This window comes from Pseudobdellovibrio sp. HCB154 (assembly GCF_046267985.1).
In the GTDB taxonomy this organism is placed as follows: domain Bacteria; phylum Bdellovibrionota; class Bdellovibrionia; order Bdellovibrionales; family Bdellovibrionaceae; genus Pseudobdellovibrio.
In genome coordinates this window covers 1,024,721-1,041,553 of sequence record NZ_CP176530.1, presented here as the reverse complement: position 1 = coordinate 1,041,553, position 16,833 = coordinate 1,024,721, and the positions used below count along the sequence as shown (strand labels likewise).

The window sequence follows — 16,833 nt, the reverse complement described above, 5'->3', positions numbered from 1 at the left end:
AACTATCTCGCAATCTCAACCGCGCGTGACTCACGAACCACAGTCACTTTTACACCACCAGCATGTGGCATTTCGCGTTCGATTTTTTTGATAATATCACGAGCTAACATCACTGATTGATCATCAGTTACACGTGAACTTTCAACTAACACGCGCACTTCGCGACCAGCTTGTAACGCCACAGATTTGATAACGCCATCGAAAGAATTTGAAATAGATTCTAATTCTTTTAAACGGTTAATAAAGCTATCCATTTGTGGACGACGAGCACCCGGACGAGCATTTGATAAAATGTTTGCTGCGTGAACAATCCAAGCTAGAACTGATTGGTGTTTGTCATCATTGTGCGAAGCAATCGCGTGGCAAACTTCTTCGTTTTCACCTAATTTTTTCGCGATCTCAGAACCCACTTGTGAGTAGCTTCCTTCTATCGAGTGATCAGCCGCTAAGCCGATGCCGTGTAACACACCGGCACGTTTGGCCAATTTCACGTTGTAACCTAACTCAGCAGCAAGAAGTCCTGAGATATGAGCTACTTCTAAAGAATGATTTAAAGCGTTTTGCGCGTGTAAGTTACGGTACTTCAACGCACCCACGTATTTTACAAGCTCGCCGTGCATACCTGCAAGACCAAGCTCATTGATCACTTTATCGCCTTCTTCTTTCATTGATTTTTGTAATTCAGATTTTTGTTTCTCAACAACTTCTTCGATACGGGCTGGATGAACGCGACCGTCTTCCATTAACTTATCGATTGTACGACGAGCTAACTCACGGCGAACCGGATCAAAACCAGAGATCACAATTGTTTCTGGAGTATCATCAACGATTAAATCCACACCGCACATAGCTTCAAGAGTTCTGATGTTACGACCTTCACGACCGATGATTTTACCTTTCATCTCGTCAGAAGTTAATTGCATCACAGTTACCGTTCTTTCTGACGTGTACTCAGAAGCAAAACGCGCTAACGCACGCGCAATGATATTTCTTGTTTTACGGTCAGATTCTTTCATTGCTTGTTCTTCGATTTCAGCAATCTTAGCTGCCGCTTCTTTTTTTGCAGACTCTTCAAGAACTTGGAATAATTCACGTTTAGCTTGTTCTTGCGACATACCTGCAACGTTTTCTAATTTCTTTTGTACGAATTGGATTTGATCTTGAGTTGTTTTTTCAGCTTCACGTAAACGCGCTTCTGAAATATGAATTCTTTCTTGGCGGTCTTTTAGAGATTGTTCAAACTTAACGTTCTCTTCGTTTCTGTGTTTGTGCTGGTCTTCGATTTCTTTAAGACGACGCTCTAATTGCGTTTCTTTGTTTTTTAATTGCGCTTTTTGTTTGTTGATTTCAGTTTCAACAGTTTTACGCGCTTTTGTTTCAAAATCTTTAGATTTTGTTTCAGAATCTTTTTTGATTTTAGAAGCTTCTGATTTTGCTTTATTAATGATTTTGTCAGCTTCGCCTTTAGCTGTCTTTTTTGTGCTTGCTTCGTGCATGCGGATTGCTGCAAACACTGCAAACGCGCCAATAAGTAATCCTACGACGGCGGCAATAACTAGTTCCATGATCTTTGATCTCCTGTATTTCCTTGGGGAGCTACGCTCCCACGAGGTTGAATAATTTTTTCATCGGTAATGATATAATCCATACCCACATCATGACTTTCAGTCGGTACGGATTTTAAAATATTAAATTGATAACAAACGCCTACTTTAGGACCTGTGAAGTCAGCTAAAGTACGGTCGTAAAATCCCTTGCCGCGCCCTAAACGGTGGCCATCGGCATGAAACGCTAATGCGGGAACAAAAATGCCTGATAGCTCAGACAGTTTTACTTTTGTGCCGTTAGCTGGTTCTTGCACATGCAGGCCAGATTTATTCCACTGATCAACATCAGCGTAAAATTCCAGATCATCGCCCGTTACTTTGGGATAACAGCATTTGATATTAGAATTCAACTGGTCGAAGTTTACTTGTGGTTCAGACGGTAAAGGTTTAAACGCTCCCCAAAAGCCAGATTGTTCTTGGGCAAACTGTGATAACTGGTTTTGGATTTTTCCCGATAAGAGTGCACGTTCACCTTCACTGCGTGAAAGTGTTTCGGCAATAACAGCAGTTCGTAAATCTTTTTTTAAAGATTTCGTCTGTTGGGACATTTGTAAAACCTCAAAACGTATATTAGGTTCGCTTACGGCGAAACATTTAGCGTCTTGTTGGCTTTGGTATTTTCGATTTCTTGTGCGAGCTTAAGGGCTTTTTGTTCTAGTTTTTCTAGTTCGGCTTGGGCTCTGCGTTTAAGAAGAATCATTTCTTCGGCGATATTAAGGGATGCAAGAACAGCTGCATTTTGAAAAGAAGAATTTTTTGTCGCTTTCATGGCTTCAGATACTTTACCATCAACGTACTCAACAAGTTGTTGAAGAGTTTGTTCGTCGTGTGAAGTTTTAATTTTATAAGAAACACCTGCGATTTTAAAATCGAAAGTGGGCTTAGCTGATTCGCTAGCATTATTCTTAACTGATGAGTCCTTTTTTGCGTCGTGCTTCATGCTGTATGTATTTCCGTTAGTCGCTTTAAAAATTTGGAAAATTCCAAAGTAAACAATGACTTACATCAATAAGTATAAGGAGCTAAAGAAGCCCTACGCAAGTGGTTTTTATTCACATTATTTAAGGCAAAAACAAACTTCAGAATCGCTCTTCACTTTGCAATCTAAAATTTGCTTAGTTTTCGTCAGATTGATTTTCATCTGACTGATTTTAGAATTACGGATACTGTATTCGATCTGAACCCCGTTTTCACGTTGCTCAAAATACTGGCCCCAATCTTCTTCGATTTTTGCATTCAGTGTAAGCTGTTTAACTTTGCCTTTTACAGTCGTAATCTTCTGCTTTGCATCAATAGGTTTGGGAATATCGATGTTCGTAGGAATTACGCGGTCTTCTTCACCTAAACGAAACAGCGACATAATGTCGTTATTCACGCGCAATTTATAGTTTTCGCCTTTAGAACGGTAACGGATTTCACGCTCAACGATCTTCTCAGCAAACAGCAGATATTTTTTATCCAAAGCTGCATACAGCTGATTGTAATTTGAAATCTTATTTAGGTTAGGAAAAGTTAAACCGCAGTTACTGATCTGGGTTTGCAATACTGAAAGTTTTGGCCCTGCAGTCACAACCGGAGCCGGCATGGGCTCCAGATCTTCAGCAAAAGTACAAAACGTAAATAAAAAGACGAACCAAAAAGTTTTTAACATCTAGTTAGATATTAAACCCTTATCCTAAGATGGAATCAATGTACTCTTTGGGTTCAAACACTTTTAAATCACCAATTTTTTCACCAAGACCTACTAAACGGATCGGTTTAGCTAATTGATCCACAACACCAAGGGCGACACCACCCTTTGCTGTTCCATCCATTTTAGTTAACACCACACCGGTTACCTCTAGGGCTTTATTGAATTCGACCGCTTGGTTTAGGGCATTTTGTCCAGAATTAGCGTCTAACACGATCCAAGTTTCATGAGGCGCATCGGCGATCACTTTCGTCATCACACGTTTTACTTTTTTAAGCTCTTCCATCAAGTGACCTTGAGTATGAAGACGTCCTGCCGTATCTAAAATTACAAAATCATAAGCGCCAGCTTTACCTTTATTAACAGCATCAAACGCCACCGCCGCTGGATCAGTTACATTTTCAGGCCAGAAAATTTCAACATGGCCATTCGTGTTTTGCGCACGCTCTGTCCAAACTTTTAACTGACCACCAGCTGCCGCACGGAAAGTATCGCCCGCAGCCACTAAAACTTTAAAACCTTGATGCGCTAATTGCGCTGTGATTTTACCGATTGAAGTTGTTTTACCAGCACCATTCACGCCTACGATCATTAATACCGTTGGGCCATCAGATTGTTTTTTCACTAATTCAGAAACTAGTTTTGAATCTTTTTGCGAAGCATGAATGTCTAATAAAATTTCCTGCATTTGCGCAGATAAAGCATTTTTCACTTTACCGATATCAGCCATATCTGAATTTGACAATTCAGCGTCGACTTTATCTAAAAGCTTTTGCACGGTTTTAGGACCAAGATCGCTGGTGTATAAAACTTCTTCGATCTCTTCTAAAACTTTTTTCTTATCTGGATTTGAAAACGCATTTTTAATACGGCCAAAAAAGCTGTCTTTGGTTTTTGTTAACGCCTGATGAATATTCGCTTTTGATTCAAACTCATCAACCGATACAGCTTTCGCCGACGTTGGTTCTTCATGTGTTACAGCTGTCGACGCGGTAAATTCAGCCAGCTCCGTGTGCGGCGTTGGCTCAGATTTATGTAACGGTTCCTTATCGGCAAAAGGCGTCTCTAACGGCGGAGGCGTGTAAGGCTTTTTCTTTTTTAAGACAGATAAAAGGACTGGAACAAAAATAGCCAGCGCAAGAACCACGATGGCTATTAATAAGATATTCATTTGATAAGAATGCGACTCAGACATAGAGCCGCATTTTTAGCACTGCTATTTAATATCGGCAAGACTTACAGAAACCATGGTAGAAACGCCACGTTCCTGCATTGTTACACCGTATAATTTTTGTGCAACTTCCATTGTATGCTTATTATGCGTCACAACGATGATTTGTGAACGTTTCGCCATCTCACGAACTAAGTCGTTGAAACGGAACACGTTGGCATCATCAAGTGGCGCGTCAACCTCATCCAGTAAGCAGTACGGAGACGGCTTAACTAAGAAGATCGAGAATACAAGCGCAACCGCAGTCAGGGCTTTTTCACCACCCGACATAAGCGTTACGTTTTGCATTTTCTTACCTGGAGGCTTAGCAATGATTTCAATTCCCATTTCGCCTTTTTCTTCGTTTTCTACGATTTGAAGTAACGCTTCACCACCGCCGAATAATACAGGGAATACTTTTTGGAATCTTTCATTTACTAAATCAAAAGTCTCTTTGAAACGTTTCGAGCAGATTTTGTTGATACGATCGATCACTTTACGAAGTTGTTCTTTCGCTTCAGTTAGATCTTCATGCTGCTTCGTTAAGAACGCATAACGTTCTTGAGTTTCAGAGAATTCAGCAATCGCTGATAAGTTCACTTCACCGATTTTAGCTAATTTTTCACGTAATTCTTTTAATTCTTCAACAGCTGCAATCGGATCACCTTCGCGGCCAATGTATTTTTCAACAACGTCAGCAAGGTTAACCATGTACTTCTCGCGCGTTTGCTCGACTAAGTACTGCTCTTTCATCTTAGCTTGTTCAAGTTTTAATTGTGACTCGTTCATGCGCGCTAAACGTTCATTACGCTCACGTTGAGTTGTAACAACTTTTTCATCTAAAGCACGGATATCAGCTGTTTCAATTTCAAATTGGTTTTTGAATTGAGCTAAATCTAAACGTTTTTGCTCGATGTCGGCGACCATTCTTTCGAAATCGATCTTCGCTTGCTCTAAAGCGTAAGAACCTTCTGTCATTTGTGAAGAGTAACCTTCAGCTTCTTCAGACATACGGTTTAATTGATGCGAAAGCTCATTAACTTGTTTAGTTACCATTTCTAACTGGCGCACTAAACCAGTGTATTCTTGTGATTTAGAAGCTGACTTGATTTGTAAATCAGTCACTTCAGCTTGCTGAGTTTCAAAACCATCTTTCATCGCATCGTATTCGTTAGATAACGAGTTGATAGAAGTTTCTAATTCAACTTTGCTCAAACGTAAGTTCTCAAGATTTTCTGTCATTTCAGAAATCTTTTCGTCTAACATCGCTAACTGTTCTGTTAAACGGCGAACTTCTTTATCTTGTCTTTCAACAGCGTTAGCCGCCTGTTGAAGTTCATTATCAGCACGCTCTAAGTCTTTACGAAGTTCAGCAACTTTGATTTCTTGCTCTACGCGACGTTTTTGCGCGCCTTCGAAATCATTTAATACGTTAGCTAATTGCTCTTCAGTTTTCTTTAAAGCGGCATTAGCTAAAGCAAGTTTTCCAGCCCATTCGTTTTTCTTATCAGTTAATTCTTTAATTTCGCGGCGGCGTTTTAAAACACCTGACTCAGCTGAATCTTTCGATCCACCTGTTAATACGCCATCAGCTGATAACGTATCACCATCTTGAGTTACGAAAGTCCAACCCGCGTAATTCGGACGTAAAGCTAATGCTGTACGGATAGAATCTACAATCGCCACACCTGATAAGATGTTTTCTACTGATTGCGAGAATTGTTCGTCAGAACGAACTACTTTATTTAATAAACCGATAACGCCAGATTCGTTTTCTGGGTTTCCAGCAGGAGCCATAGCTTTTTCGCCTTGGCCAGCAAAGAAAGATGAACGACCTGTGTTGTTTGATTTTAAGTAATCAACAGCTTCTAAAGCTGTTTCTTGTTTGCTTGATAAAAGCATTTGTAACTTAGAACCTAACGCTGCTTCCATCGCGATTTCGAATTCGCTTGGAACTTCGATCACTTCTGATACTGGATGGAATGTTTCATTCACAGTACCGTCAGCGTTCATCGACTGTTCAGTTCTAGCTTTTGACCAAAGCATAACTTGCTTAACACCTTCTTCGAAACCTTCGAAGTTTTGCGCTAAGTTTTCTAAGCCGTAAAGGCGTGAAGCTGTTTCATTTAAATTATCTTTAAACTCTTGAACTTCAACTTGTTTACGTTGAACTGATTCAGTCAAAATCTTTTTATTCGCTTCGAATGATTCAGCATCATTTGAAAGGTCTAATTGAAGTTGGCGTTGTTGGTCTAATTCATTTGTTACTTTACGACGACGAGTTTCGAACTCATGGTGCGTTTCACGTAATTCAGCTAATTTAATTTCTTCATCAGCTACACGGTCAGCAACTTCTGAACGTTGGCCATTGAATGAATTTAATTTTGCATCTAAAGCCGACTCAGATTGACCTAAAGCAAATTGCTCACGGCGTTTTACTGTTAAGTCTTCATCGATTTCAGTAAAACGTTTTTGGTTTGTACTGAACGCTAAAGCTTTAGTTAATGATTCTTCAGCTAAGTATTCTGATTCAGCTTTTAACTCATCAGCTTGAGCCTGAAGATTTTCTTGGTCACGAGCTAATAAATCATAACGAGCTTGCTGTTCGCTTAAAATATTACCCGTCATTTGTTCATTACGTTTAGCTTGTTCAAGCGTAAAGCGTAATTCTTGAATTTCTAATTCTTTCTTTTGAACAGAACCTTGGTGATTGAAGAATTCTTGTTGGCGGTCTTCAACAGCTTTTTCTTGCTCAAGCACAGACAACTTCATTGTTTCAAGTTGCGACTGCATGGCTGCAAGATCAGCTTCTGAACCCACTTCTAAAGATTGGGCTTCATCAAAGATCTTTTGCGCTTCATTCGCTGCGCGAGCTAACTCTACGTATTGAGCTGATGATAACCATAACTCTAAATCTTCGATTTGAGATTTGATGTTACGGTAACGTTCAGCACGCTGAGCTTGGCGTTGCAAAGAATCAATCTGGCGTTTTAATTCGCCGATGATGTCTTGTAAACGCACTAAATTTTGGTCAGTGTTTTGTAATTTACGTTGAGATTCTTTTTTACGAGCTTTGAACTTCGTAATACCCGCCGCTTCTTCGATTAACATACGGCGATCTTCTGGTTTAGAAGTAATGATTTTACCGATCATACCTTGGGCGATGATCGAGAAACCTTTAGATCCGGCCCCTGTATCCATAAAGATCTCTTGCACGTCTTTTAAACGAGCTGGTTCTTTATTGATAAAGTATTCACCTTCACCGTTTCTGTGAAGACGACGAGTCACCATAATCTCAGAGTGTTTTAAGTATTTGGCAGGAAATGGACCGCCATCATTTTCTAAAGTTAAAGAAACTTCGCATAATCCTAATGGAGCGTAGTTTTCGGCACCGGCAAAGATAACGTCTGTCATTTGGGATGCACGTAAGTCTTTGGCTGATTGGTCACCCATTACCCACATTAAGGCATCTACGATGTTTGATTTACCGCAACCGTTGGGTCCAACGATACCTGTGATTCCAGCGTCGAATTGAATAACTGTACGATCTTTAAATGATTTAAAACCGATAAGTTCTAGTTTTTTAATTCTCAAAGCAAAACTCCTTTTGCGAAGAAAATGGGTTATAATCTCTGGCTCGGCCAAAGATAAGGGATAGAACGGATAACTATATATAACTGTCCTTTGGTCTGGTGAGTTGAGTCAATGATGAAAATCGCTGGACTTGAGAGTTTTACCCCAACATGCCGCAATGCTGCATGTCTATATATAAGGGTGCTGAATTCCTGTTCTGAGACAGCTACTTATCTAGACAAAGCTGCAAAGATATCGAACACATAGATCAAACAAACTTAGTTATGTAGTAAACTACATTGACGGCTGACAGCAAATACACACCATTGGTCGATACTGTATGCATATGCGTACTTATAAAATTTTGCTTATTGAAGATAACCCGTTTGTTTTACAAGTTTGGCGTGCGATTTTAGCGCAAGCACTGTGGTCACATAAACTGGATTGGGCAACGAGCGAAAAAGCAGCCACCAAATTTTTAGGAAAGTCTGATTATGACATTATTATTTCAGATTTTCCATTAACGAAAAAAACCCATCAGGAACATTGCAGTTACATCCTCACCTATACTGATAAAGCTCCAAGCATTGTCGGCAGCGAAGACCAGCCCCACTACTTCTTGCAAAAACCACTTAATATGGCCAAAGGCATGCAACTCATTCACCAGCTAGTTACGGCTGAAGAAAACTATGATGCTTTGTAGACAACGGAGATTGGCATAATGGATATTTTCAAAATTTTACTGATCGAAGATAACCCCTTCTTCAAAGGCATTTGGGATTCTATCATCGGTCGTGCAACGAAATCTTCTTATCAGTTGGATTGGGCTGTTAATGATTTTATGGCCTCAGAATTATTAGAAAAAAACGATTATGATTTAATTATTTCAGATATTATTCTTGCGGGTTCCAAAACCGGAATAGATCTTTGGATAGAACACGATTGTAAAGATAGTACCTATATTTTTACTTCAAGTATTCCGCAAGACGTCTTTCTTGAATTTATGAAACAAACCGACAAAGCGCCGGTTCCCTTTATTGCAAAACCTTTAAACTTAAATTACTGCATCGATTTTCTATCGCAGGTCATACTTAAAGGGCAAAGAACTAAAGCCACTAAGGATTAATTAATAAACGGTAACCGCTACGAATTACCGTGTCGATTTTAACTTTTGATTTGTGAATCTTCTTACGCAAATGAGCGACATGCGTATCCACACTTCGTAAAGTCACAGATAAATCATTCCCCCACACTTCGGCCAACAAATACTCACGCGAATAAACGCGCTCTGGGTGTTTAGCAAGTGCTAGTAATAATTTAAATTCTAAAGTTGTTAAATCGACCGGAAGCTGTTCAGCATTACTTCCTTGAATCACGACTTTTTGCTTACTAACCGTAATCACTAAATCACCTACTCGCATTGTGTCTGAGTTGGATTTAGCTTGTTCTAACTTTTTAAGCTTGGCAGCAACACGCGCTTTTAACTCGATAGGATCAAATGGCTTTGAAATAAAATCTTCGGCACCAAAAGAGAATGCGGTCACTTTATTGGCGATATCTGTTTTACCACTAATAATAATTACTGGCGTCTGCGTTCCCGAAGATGAACTTAACTGATTTAAAAAAGCTAAGCCATCCCCGTCTGGCAATCCGATATCTAAAAGAATCAAATCAAAAGTGTTATTTTGCATTAAAGATTGGGCTTCTTTTAAAGTCGAAGCCATTGAGAGCGAAAACTCTTTAAGAGTGTTAGCCGCTAACACTCTCATTACTTCATTATCTTCAACTAATAACAACTTTTGCACTTTCATCGCCTCCAGCTACTTTTTCTTTCTCTTAAGATGAGCTTTCGCGGCCGCAAGCCTAGCAATAGGCACGCGGAATGGCGAACAACTTACATAGTCTAAATTAACATTCTCAAAGAATTCAATAGAATCCGGATCACCGCCATGCTCTCCGCATACACCGACTTTTAATTGACCTTTCGCCTGACGGCCAAGATCAACACCGGTTTTCACCAAAGTACCCACACCCACTTGATCAATTGATACAAATGGATCTTTGGCAAAAATACCTTGGCTTACATAACTGCCTAAGAATCTTCCCGAATCATCACGTGAAAGACCTAACGTTGTTTGCGTTAAATCGTTTGTTCCGAAACTGAAGAAATCAGCGTGTTTTGCAATTTCATGAGCTGTTACGGCCGCACGCGGAAGTTCGATCATTGTACCTACTTGGTAATCAAACTTCGTTTTTGTTTCTTTCATCACAGTTTCAACAACCGCTACAGTTTGCGCACGTAACATTTCTAATTCTTTCGCTGTCGCAATTAACGGAATCATAATTTCAGGAACAAGTTTCATTCCTTCAGAAGTTAACTTTGCAGCCGCTTCTGCAATCGCACGTGATTGCATTTGGTAAATTTCTGGGAATGTAACAGCTAAACGGCAACCACGGTGACCTAACATCGGGTTAAACTCGTGAAGCGCTTGGATCTTCGCTTTTACACGGTTCGCATCCATTTTCACACGTTGTGCGAAATGCTGAATTTCTTCATCCGTGTGAGGCACGAACTCGTGCAATGGAGGATCAAGTAAACGGATTGTTACCGGAAAGCCTTCCATGATTTTAAACAACTGATAAAAGTCATCACGTTGCATTGGTAATAACTTTTCTAAAGCACGTTCACGCTCAGATTTTGTTTCAGCGATAATCATTTCACGAACGGCATCGATACGATCAGCCCCGAAGAACATATGTTCTGTACGACATAAACCAATACCTTCAGCCCCGAAGTTACGCGCTGTTTGCGCATCTTTCGGAGTATCTGCGTTTGTTCTAACTTTAAGACGACGTACACCATCAGCCATTTTCATTAGACGATCAAAAGCGCCGTCTAATTTTGGCTCGATCGTTTTAACTTCGCCTAAGTAAATTTCGCCTGTGCTACCATCTAAAGTGATCACATCCCCTTTTTTAAGGTTGTAACCTTTAGCGCGCATTTGCTCATTTGTGTAATCAACTTCAACTTCAGAACAACCAGCTACGCAGCATTTACCCATACCACGAGCCACAACGGCCGCGTGCGATGTCATACCGCCACGCGAAGTCAAGATACCTTGAGCGGCAACCATACCGGCGATGTCTTCAGGAGATGTTTCGATACGAACTAAGATAACTTTTTTACCTTGTTCCTTCCATTCAACAGCATCTTCAGGAGTGAATACGATTTGTCCGCATACGCCACCCGGGCTTGCAGGTAAACCTTTTGCCAAAATTGTTTTTGCAGCTTTTGGATCAAGCGTTGGATGTAATAATTGGTCTAATGAAGACGGATCTAGACGTAAGATCGCTTCTTCTTCAGTAATTAATTTTTCATCGATCATGTCACAAGCGATTTGTAACGCAGCTTTTGCTGTGCGCTTACCGTTACGCGTTTGCAACATCCACAATTTATTTTTTTCGATTGTGAACTCGATGTCTTGCATGTCTTTGAAGTAAGTTTCTAATTTTTTATAGATTGTTTCTAAATCTTTGTAAGGTTCAGGCATGATTTCAGAAAGTAATGAAATCGGCTGTGGCGTACGGATTCCGGCAACCACGTCTTCTCCTTGAGCGTTCACTAAAAATTCACCATAGAATTTTTTAGCGCCTGTCGATGGATCACGCGTAAAAGCCACACCTGTAGCTGAATCATCACCTAAGTTACCAAACACCATCGATTGAACGTTTACAGCAGTACCCCAAGCAGCAGGAATATCGTGTAATTCACGGTAAGTGATCGCACGTGCTGTATTCCAAGATTTAAATACGGCGTTGATCGCCCCCCAAAGTTGTTCCATCGGATCAGAGGGAAAACTTTGGCCGGTCATTTGTTGAACCATGTCTTTGAATTTTTTAACTAATTTTTTTAAGTCATCAGTTGAAAGGTCAGTATCTAAGTGAATACCTTTTTCAGCTTTTAAATCTTCTAATGTCACTTCTAATAATGATGAATTCATTCCCATCACAACATCAGAGTACATTTGAATAAAACGACGGTATGAATCCCACGCAAAACGTGGGTTATTTGAAGACTTCGCTAAGCCTTCAACCGTTTGATCATTAAGACCAAGATTTAAAATTGTATCCATCATACCAGGCATTGAGGCGCGAGCACCAGAGCGAACGCTCACTAATAAGGGATTAGTTGTATCACCGAATTTTTTGCCGATTTTAGTTTCAACTCTTGATAAAGCTTTTAAAACTTCAGGCTTTACCCAATCAGGTAATTTTGAACCTTCAGCGTAGTACGCCGTACAGATATCTGTAGAAATTGTAAATCCCGGAGGTACAGGTAAACCAATGGCTGTCATTTCAGCCAAGTTAGCTCCTTTACCACCCAGGGTATTTTTCATGCCCGCATTACCTTCAGCTTCTCCCGCTGCGAAGTAATAAACGAACTTTTCCGGTTTCGTATAAGTCTTTGTGTTTGTAGTCTCCATTACACAATCCTTCTCTTGTTAGTTGTTAAACTGCTTCAATTGAGCAGCAATGTACGAATTTAATTCTTTAATTTTAATACGTTCTTGAGTCATCTTATCACGGTGACGAACAGTCACGGCACCATCATTGATTGTATCAAAGTCGTAAGTTACGCAGAACGGAGTTCCCACTTCATCAGCGCGGCGGTAACGTTTACCGATCGAACCTGTTTCGTCGTATGTTACATCGAAGTCTTCGGCTAATTGGTCACGTAATGCTTCAGCTGGTAGAGATAACTCATCTTTTTTAGATAATGGAAGAACGGCCACTTTAATTGGTGCGATATCTGGGTGAAGACCAAGTACTACGCGTACGTCTTCAGTTGTTTTACCGCTTTCATCTTTTGTGGTAGTCACTTCTTCGCGGTACGCATCACACATAAACGCTAAGAATAAACGATCACAACCAACGGCTGTTTCGATCACATAAGGGATGTATTTTTCTTTTTCAGCTTCGTTGAAGTACTCTAAGTTTTTACCAGAGAACTTCGCGTGTTGCGAAAGATCGAAATCAGAACGGTTATGAATACCTTCTAATTCTGAAAAACCCATTGGGAATTTGTACTCAACGTCTACCGCTGCACGCGCGTAGTGAGCTAATTTATCGTGATCTTTGAATTTTAAGTTTTCTTCGCGAATACCGAATTTTTTATAGAAATTCCAACGACGCTCTTTCCACTCAGAGAAATATTTTTCGTCAGTGCCCGGTTTTACGAAATATTGCATTTCCATTTGTTCGAATTCACGTGTACGGAAAATAAAGTTACCTGGCGTGATTTCGTTACGGAAAGATTTGCCGATCGCTGCGATTCCGAACGGGATTTTGTAACGAGACGATTGTTGACAGTTCTGAAAATTCACAAAGTGACCTTGAGCTGTCTCAGGACGCAGGTAAACAACCGACGCTGAATCTTCTAAAGGACCCATGTGTGTTTTAAACATTAAGTTGAATTGACGTTCTTCAGATAAGTTTTTACTACCGCACACAGGACATTGTTTTTTGTTGATGTACGAATCTGTGTTATCAGCGCGGAAACGTGTTTTACAATCTTTACAGTCAACTAAAGGATCAGAGAAACCATCTACGTGGCCAGATGCTTTCCAAACTGTAGGATGCATAAGAATAGCGGCATCAAGGCCTACGATGTCTGATCTGCGAGTCATCGCATTCCACCAAGCACGTTTAACGTTTAATTTCATTAATGAGCCTAGAGGACCGTAATCCCAACAGCTACCAAGACCGCCATAAATTTCTGAACTTTGAAAAACAAAGCCACGGCGTTTTGATAAACTCACAAGAGTACTTAAATCTTTTAGACGTCTGATTTCAGGAATTGGTGTCGACACGTTGGGGATCCTTTCGCAATGTCAAAATACGACCCAATAAGGGTAGCTTGGCCAATGCAAAGAGGTAACAGTTTTCTTTATGCGTCACAGAGGGAAAAACAGAATTTATTGAGGGTATTTTTTTAGGCAGAAAAAACAAAAAAACCTCTTGGTTCAAGAGGGGCTTAAACACAAGAGGTACCAGTCGATTGTTTCCAATGTTCTGACAGCTCTTACTAGTACACAATGTGCGCCAAACGTAAGCTTTGCGATATCGCTTTAGAGTAGAAATTCAGTGTCCAAAGGTTTGACAGTTGCCGGGAATTATTTCAAGTTTCAGCCCCAAAATTCCGATAAGTTCTACTATGGGATTGATAATTAAGGCTAAATCCAAATTAAGGGCTTTACAGTGCCGTGTCCATAGCTGGGAATCGCTAAAAATGGTCTATCGCAGCGAGCCCATTATCATTGCCTGGGTTAACATCAAAGAAATTCTCGTCATTTCTAACGATAAAAACTCTCGTTATCATGTTGTCTTTGAAACGACAGATGGTTTACAGGCCGATCTGCACTTTTTTGCAGATGAAGTCGAAAACAAAGCCGATTTTGAGAGCTATTTAGAAAACCATCAGGATAAACTTCGCTTAAATAAATACAGCCATTTCGGTGAGCAAGTGGCGGAATTCGTAAATCCTTACTTTCGCTACGGCGCTGTCACAACGAAATATGTGATTGGGCTTTTAGCGCTCACTTTTATGTTTTACCAATTTAAATATTTTGGTTCGTTGTTTATTCAAAAATACCAGTTCTTAATTAAATCAAGCTGCAACCAACAATGTGCCCAAGAACTTTGGTCGATCAGCACGGTTTGGTTTTATCTTTTACTGACTACTCTATCGCCACTGATTCCTTTTCTATTCTATAAAAAGATTTACTCAAGAGCCAAGCGCAGTAAAAACATTCAGGTGATCAACAGCACTTTAGCAGAAATGCTCTTACTTGGCGCCTTAGGAGTTATGTTCGTTTTTAACGCCAGCCCCAAAATTTGGACTTCAACAACTAAATACACAAATCTTTTAGCCTCTTATTCAAATGGAACACTTCAGGCCAAACTTTCACAGAAAGTTGAAATGGCTTCTAAACGCGCGTTTCAAGGCGACGTTGAAGACACAGAAGAAATTGAAATCTTAGAAGATCTTCACGAAGAATAATCTTTCAAAAAAATAGTCATTTTATCACCATTTAGTACCGACAATTTTCGGCACTCTTGTTGCTCTTATGTTTCCCGTTCAAAAAAAGGGGGACACAATGATCCAGTTTAAAAGATTTTTGCCTTTATTTGTTGCAGCAGTCACTGCTTTAAGCATGAATGCAGCAGCCAGTTCGGCACCATCTGAGCAAACATCTCAGGTGATTACGCGCACAGCAAGCCAAGCTCACCAAGCTATCGCTCGCCTATCAAAGAACTTATACCGCCAAGAGCAAGTACAAGTTCCATACACGGTACAAGTACCATATCAGGTTGAAGAACAATACACAGTTCAAGTTCCGTACACTGTGCAAGTTCCTTACACTGATTATGTGACCGATTACCGCCAAGAGTATCGTTGCGAAAACGTAACTCGCTACCGCAATGAACAACGTTGCCGTACAGTGACTGATTACCGCCGCGAGTGCCGCGATCAACAACAATGTCATTTAGTTCCCGGAAATCCTCCGCGCAACGAATGCACAACTGTACCGGTTTGCCATAATGTTCCTTACCAACGCCAAGAATGCCACACAGTACAAGTTCCTTACACTGAACAAGAATGCCGTTACGTTCAAGTACCTTACCAAAAAGAAGTGACTCGTTACCGTGATGAAACTCGCTACCGCGAAGAAACTCGTACACGCACTGTGACTAAATACCGTGAAGAAACTCGTTGCTGCAAAACTGAAACAAAAACAGTTTTTGACCGCCAATTACAATTCCAAGTTGTTGTTTCTTTCCCGCAAGATGCAGTTCTTGTTGGTAACGAATCTGAAACATTAAAAGTTACATTAACTTCAGCTCAACCGGGCCAAGTTGCTGTTGCTACTGCGAACTCATTATATGGATACAAAGTGATTTCTCAGTCTCAATCAGGCGAAGTGATCAACGTGCAGTTAGGTTTAACACCGCTATTTGACGCTTCAAACGCTGGAACTGGTTCATTAAAAGGTCTACAAGTGGCTTACCAACCACTTTCAGATAAATTTATCGTAAGTTTTGCTGATTCAATCACACATGCAAAAGTTTCAACAGCTTCTGAAATTGAAGTTCGCGACTTAGCGACTGATGCGTTAATCGAACAAGGAACGGCGTCTTTATTAGCCAATGGAAAAATGGGTTTAGTTGTTCAAACACAACTTTCTGCACAGTCAAAAATTCGCGCTGTTGTTAAAACAACTCGCGCAGGCGTTGTGGTTTCGAATGGCCAATTATCATTCACAAGCCAAGCTATTTACGATCGCCGCATTTTAACAGCTGAAGATATCCAGATCTTATCTGATTCTTCAAAAGTTCAATTAACAGCTCCGAATCAACAAGGCCTGAATGCGTACATCAAATTAGTAGATACAACTGAACAATTCACAGAAGTATCAACTAAGTACGTATTAAGCTTATTTGAAATGAAAAACGGCAAATTACGTGCGATCAACACACCACAAACTGTAACGCGCGAACAAGCGCAAGCAGCTAACGGTGAAGTTACTCTAGCTAAATTATTAGGAAGCAAAGCTTCTTCAATCTTAAAAGCTGGAAGCCAAATCCGCGCACAAGTTGACGTAAAACGTAAAGTGAGTGGTTCAGATCTTAATGATCCGACAGCCTTTGCGGTAACAACAGATTTATATATTCAGTAGTTTAAAATAAAAAAT

Annotated in this window: 13 protein-coding genes; 4 read left to right on the top strand and 9 right to left on the bottom strand. The window is 40.2% G+C overall.

Features of this window, described 5'->3' with window-relative positions; genetic code table 11:
• Positions 1-2: 2 nt before the first annotated feature.
• The 6 genes from rny to smc all read right to left on the bottom strand — a co-directional run bounded on the left by rny (position 3) and on the right by smc (position 8,101).
• Complete coding sequence (gene rny / locus ACKWCF_RS05170; RefSeq protein WP_409479637.1) at positions 3-1,565, bottom strand: ribonuclease Y; 1,563 nt, start codon at positions 1,563-1,565, stop codon at positions 3-5.
• Positions 1,556-2,155 (bottom strand): 5-formyltetrahydrofolate cyclo-ligase, encoded by a 600-nt coding sequence (locus ACKWCF_RS05165; protein ID WP_409479636.1) that lies wholly within the window; start codon positions 2,153-2,155, stop codon positions 1,556-1,558. The genes rny and ACKWCF_RS05165 overlap by 10 nt, the downstream gene beginning before the upstream one ends.
• Positions 2,156-2,187: 32 nt before the next feature.
• Positions 2,188-2,547, bottom strand: coding sequence for a cell division protein ZapA (locus ACKWCF_RS05160; protein ID WP_409479635.1), 360 nt, complete (start codon positions 2,545-2,547; stop codon positions 2,188-2,190).
• Positions 2,548-2,664: 117 nt separating this feature from the next.
• Positions 2,665-3,258 (bottom strand): hypothetical protein, encoded by a 594-nt coding sequence (locus ACKWCF_RS05155; RefSeq protein WP_409479634.1) that lies wholly within the window; start codon positions 3,256-3,258, stop codon positions 2,665-2,667.
• A 19-nt stretch (positions 3,259-3,277) separates the two neighbouring features.
• The gene (gene ftsY, locus ACKWCF_RS05150) at positions 3,278-4,492 is read right to left on the bottom strand and encodes a signal recognition particle-docking protein FtsY (protein WP_409479633.1); all 1,215 of its coding nucleotides are present in this window, start codon (positions 4,490-4,492) and stop codon (positions 3,278-3,280) included.
• Between the two features lie 21 nt (positions 4,493-4,513).
• Positions 4,514-8,101 carry a chromosome segregation protein SMC gene (gene smc / locus ACKWCF_RS05145; protein WP_409479632.1) on the bottom strand — a complete coding sequence of 1,196 codons (3,588 nt, stop codon included), beginning with the start codon at positions 8,099-8,101 and terminating at the stop codon, positions 4,514-4,516.
• Positions 8,102-8,426: 325 nt separating this feature from the next.
• Here smc and ACKWCF_RS05140 point away from each other — a divergent pair, with 325 nt between their 5' ends.
• Together ACKWCF_RS05140 and ACKWCF_RS05135 are read left to right on the top strand one after the other, a co-directional pair.
• Complete coding sequence (locus tag ACKWCF_RS05140; protein WP_409479631.1) at positions 8,427-8,783, top strand: hypothetical protein; 357 nt, start codon at positions 8,427-8,429, stop codon at positions 8,781-8,783.
• Positions 8,784-8,801: 18 nt separating this feature from the next.
• Positions 8,802-9,206, top strand: a complete 405-nt coding sequence (locus ACKWCF_RS05135) for a hypothetical protein (protein WP_409479630.1) — start codon at positions 8,802-8,804, stop codon at positions 9,204-9,206.
• On the opposite strand, the gene ACKWCF_RS05130 is transcribed toward ACKWCF_RS05135, so the two are convergent.
• Genes ACKWCF_RS05130 through ACKWCF_RS05120 form a run of 3 tightly spaced genes read right to left on the bottom strand, consistent with a single transcriptional unit; the run spans position 9,196 to position 13,950 of the window.
• Entirely contained in the window at positions 9,196-9,885 is a 690-nt protein-coding gene (locus ACKWCF_RS05130) for a response regulator transcription factor (RefSeq protein WP_409479629.1), read from the bottom strand. The two genes, ACKWCF_RS05135 and ACKWCF_RS05130, sit on opposite strands and share 11 nt — an antisense overlap.
• A gap of 15 nt (positions 9,886-9,900) precedes the next feature.
• Positions 9,901-12,564: a pyruvate, phosphate dikinase gene (gene ppdK / locus ACKWCF_RS05125; protein ID WP_409479628.1), complete on the bottom strand. Its 2,664-nt coding sequence runs from the start codon at positions 12,562-12,564 to the stop codon at positions 9,901-9,903.
• An 18-nt stretch (positions 12,565-12,582) separates the two neighbouring features.
• On the bottom strand, positions 12,583-13,950 hold the full coding sequence (locus tag ACKWCF_RS05120; RefSeq protein WP_409479627.1) for a glycine--tRNA ligase: 1,368 nt from the start codon (positions 13,948-13,950) through the stop codon (positions 12,583-12,585).
• A gap of 419 nt (positions 13,951-14,369) precedes the next feature.
• Here ACKWCF_RS05120 and ACKWCF_RS05115 point away from each other — a divergent pair, with 419 nt between their 5' ends.
• Entirely contained in the window at positions 14,370-15,140 is a 771-nt protein-coding gene (locus tag ACKWCF_RS05115; protein ID WP_409479626.1) for a hypothetical protein, read from the top strand.
• Between the two features lie 97 nt (positions 15,141-15,237).
• Entirely contained in the window at positions 15,238-16,818 is a 1,581-nt protein-coding gene (locus ACKWCF_RS05110; protein WP_409479625.1) for a hypothetical protein, read from the top strand.
• Positions 16,819-16,833: the final 15 nt, after the last annotated feature.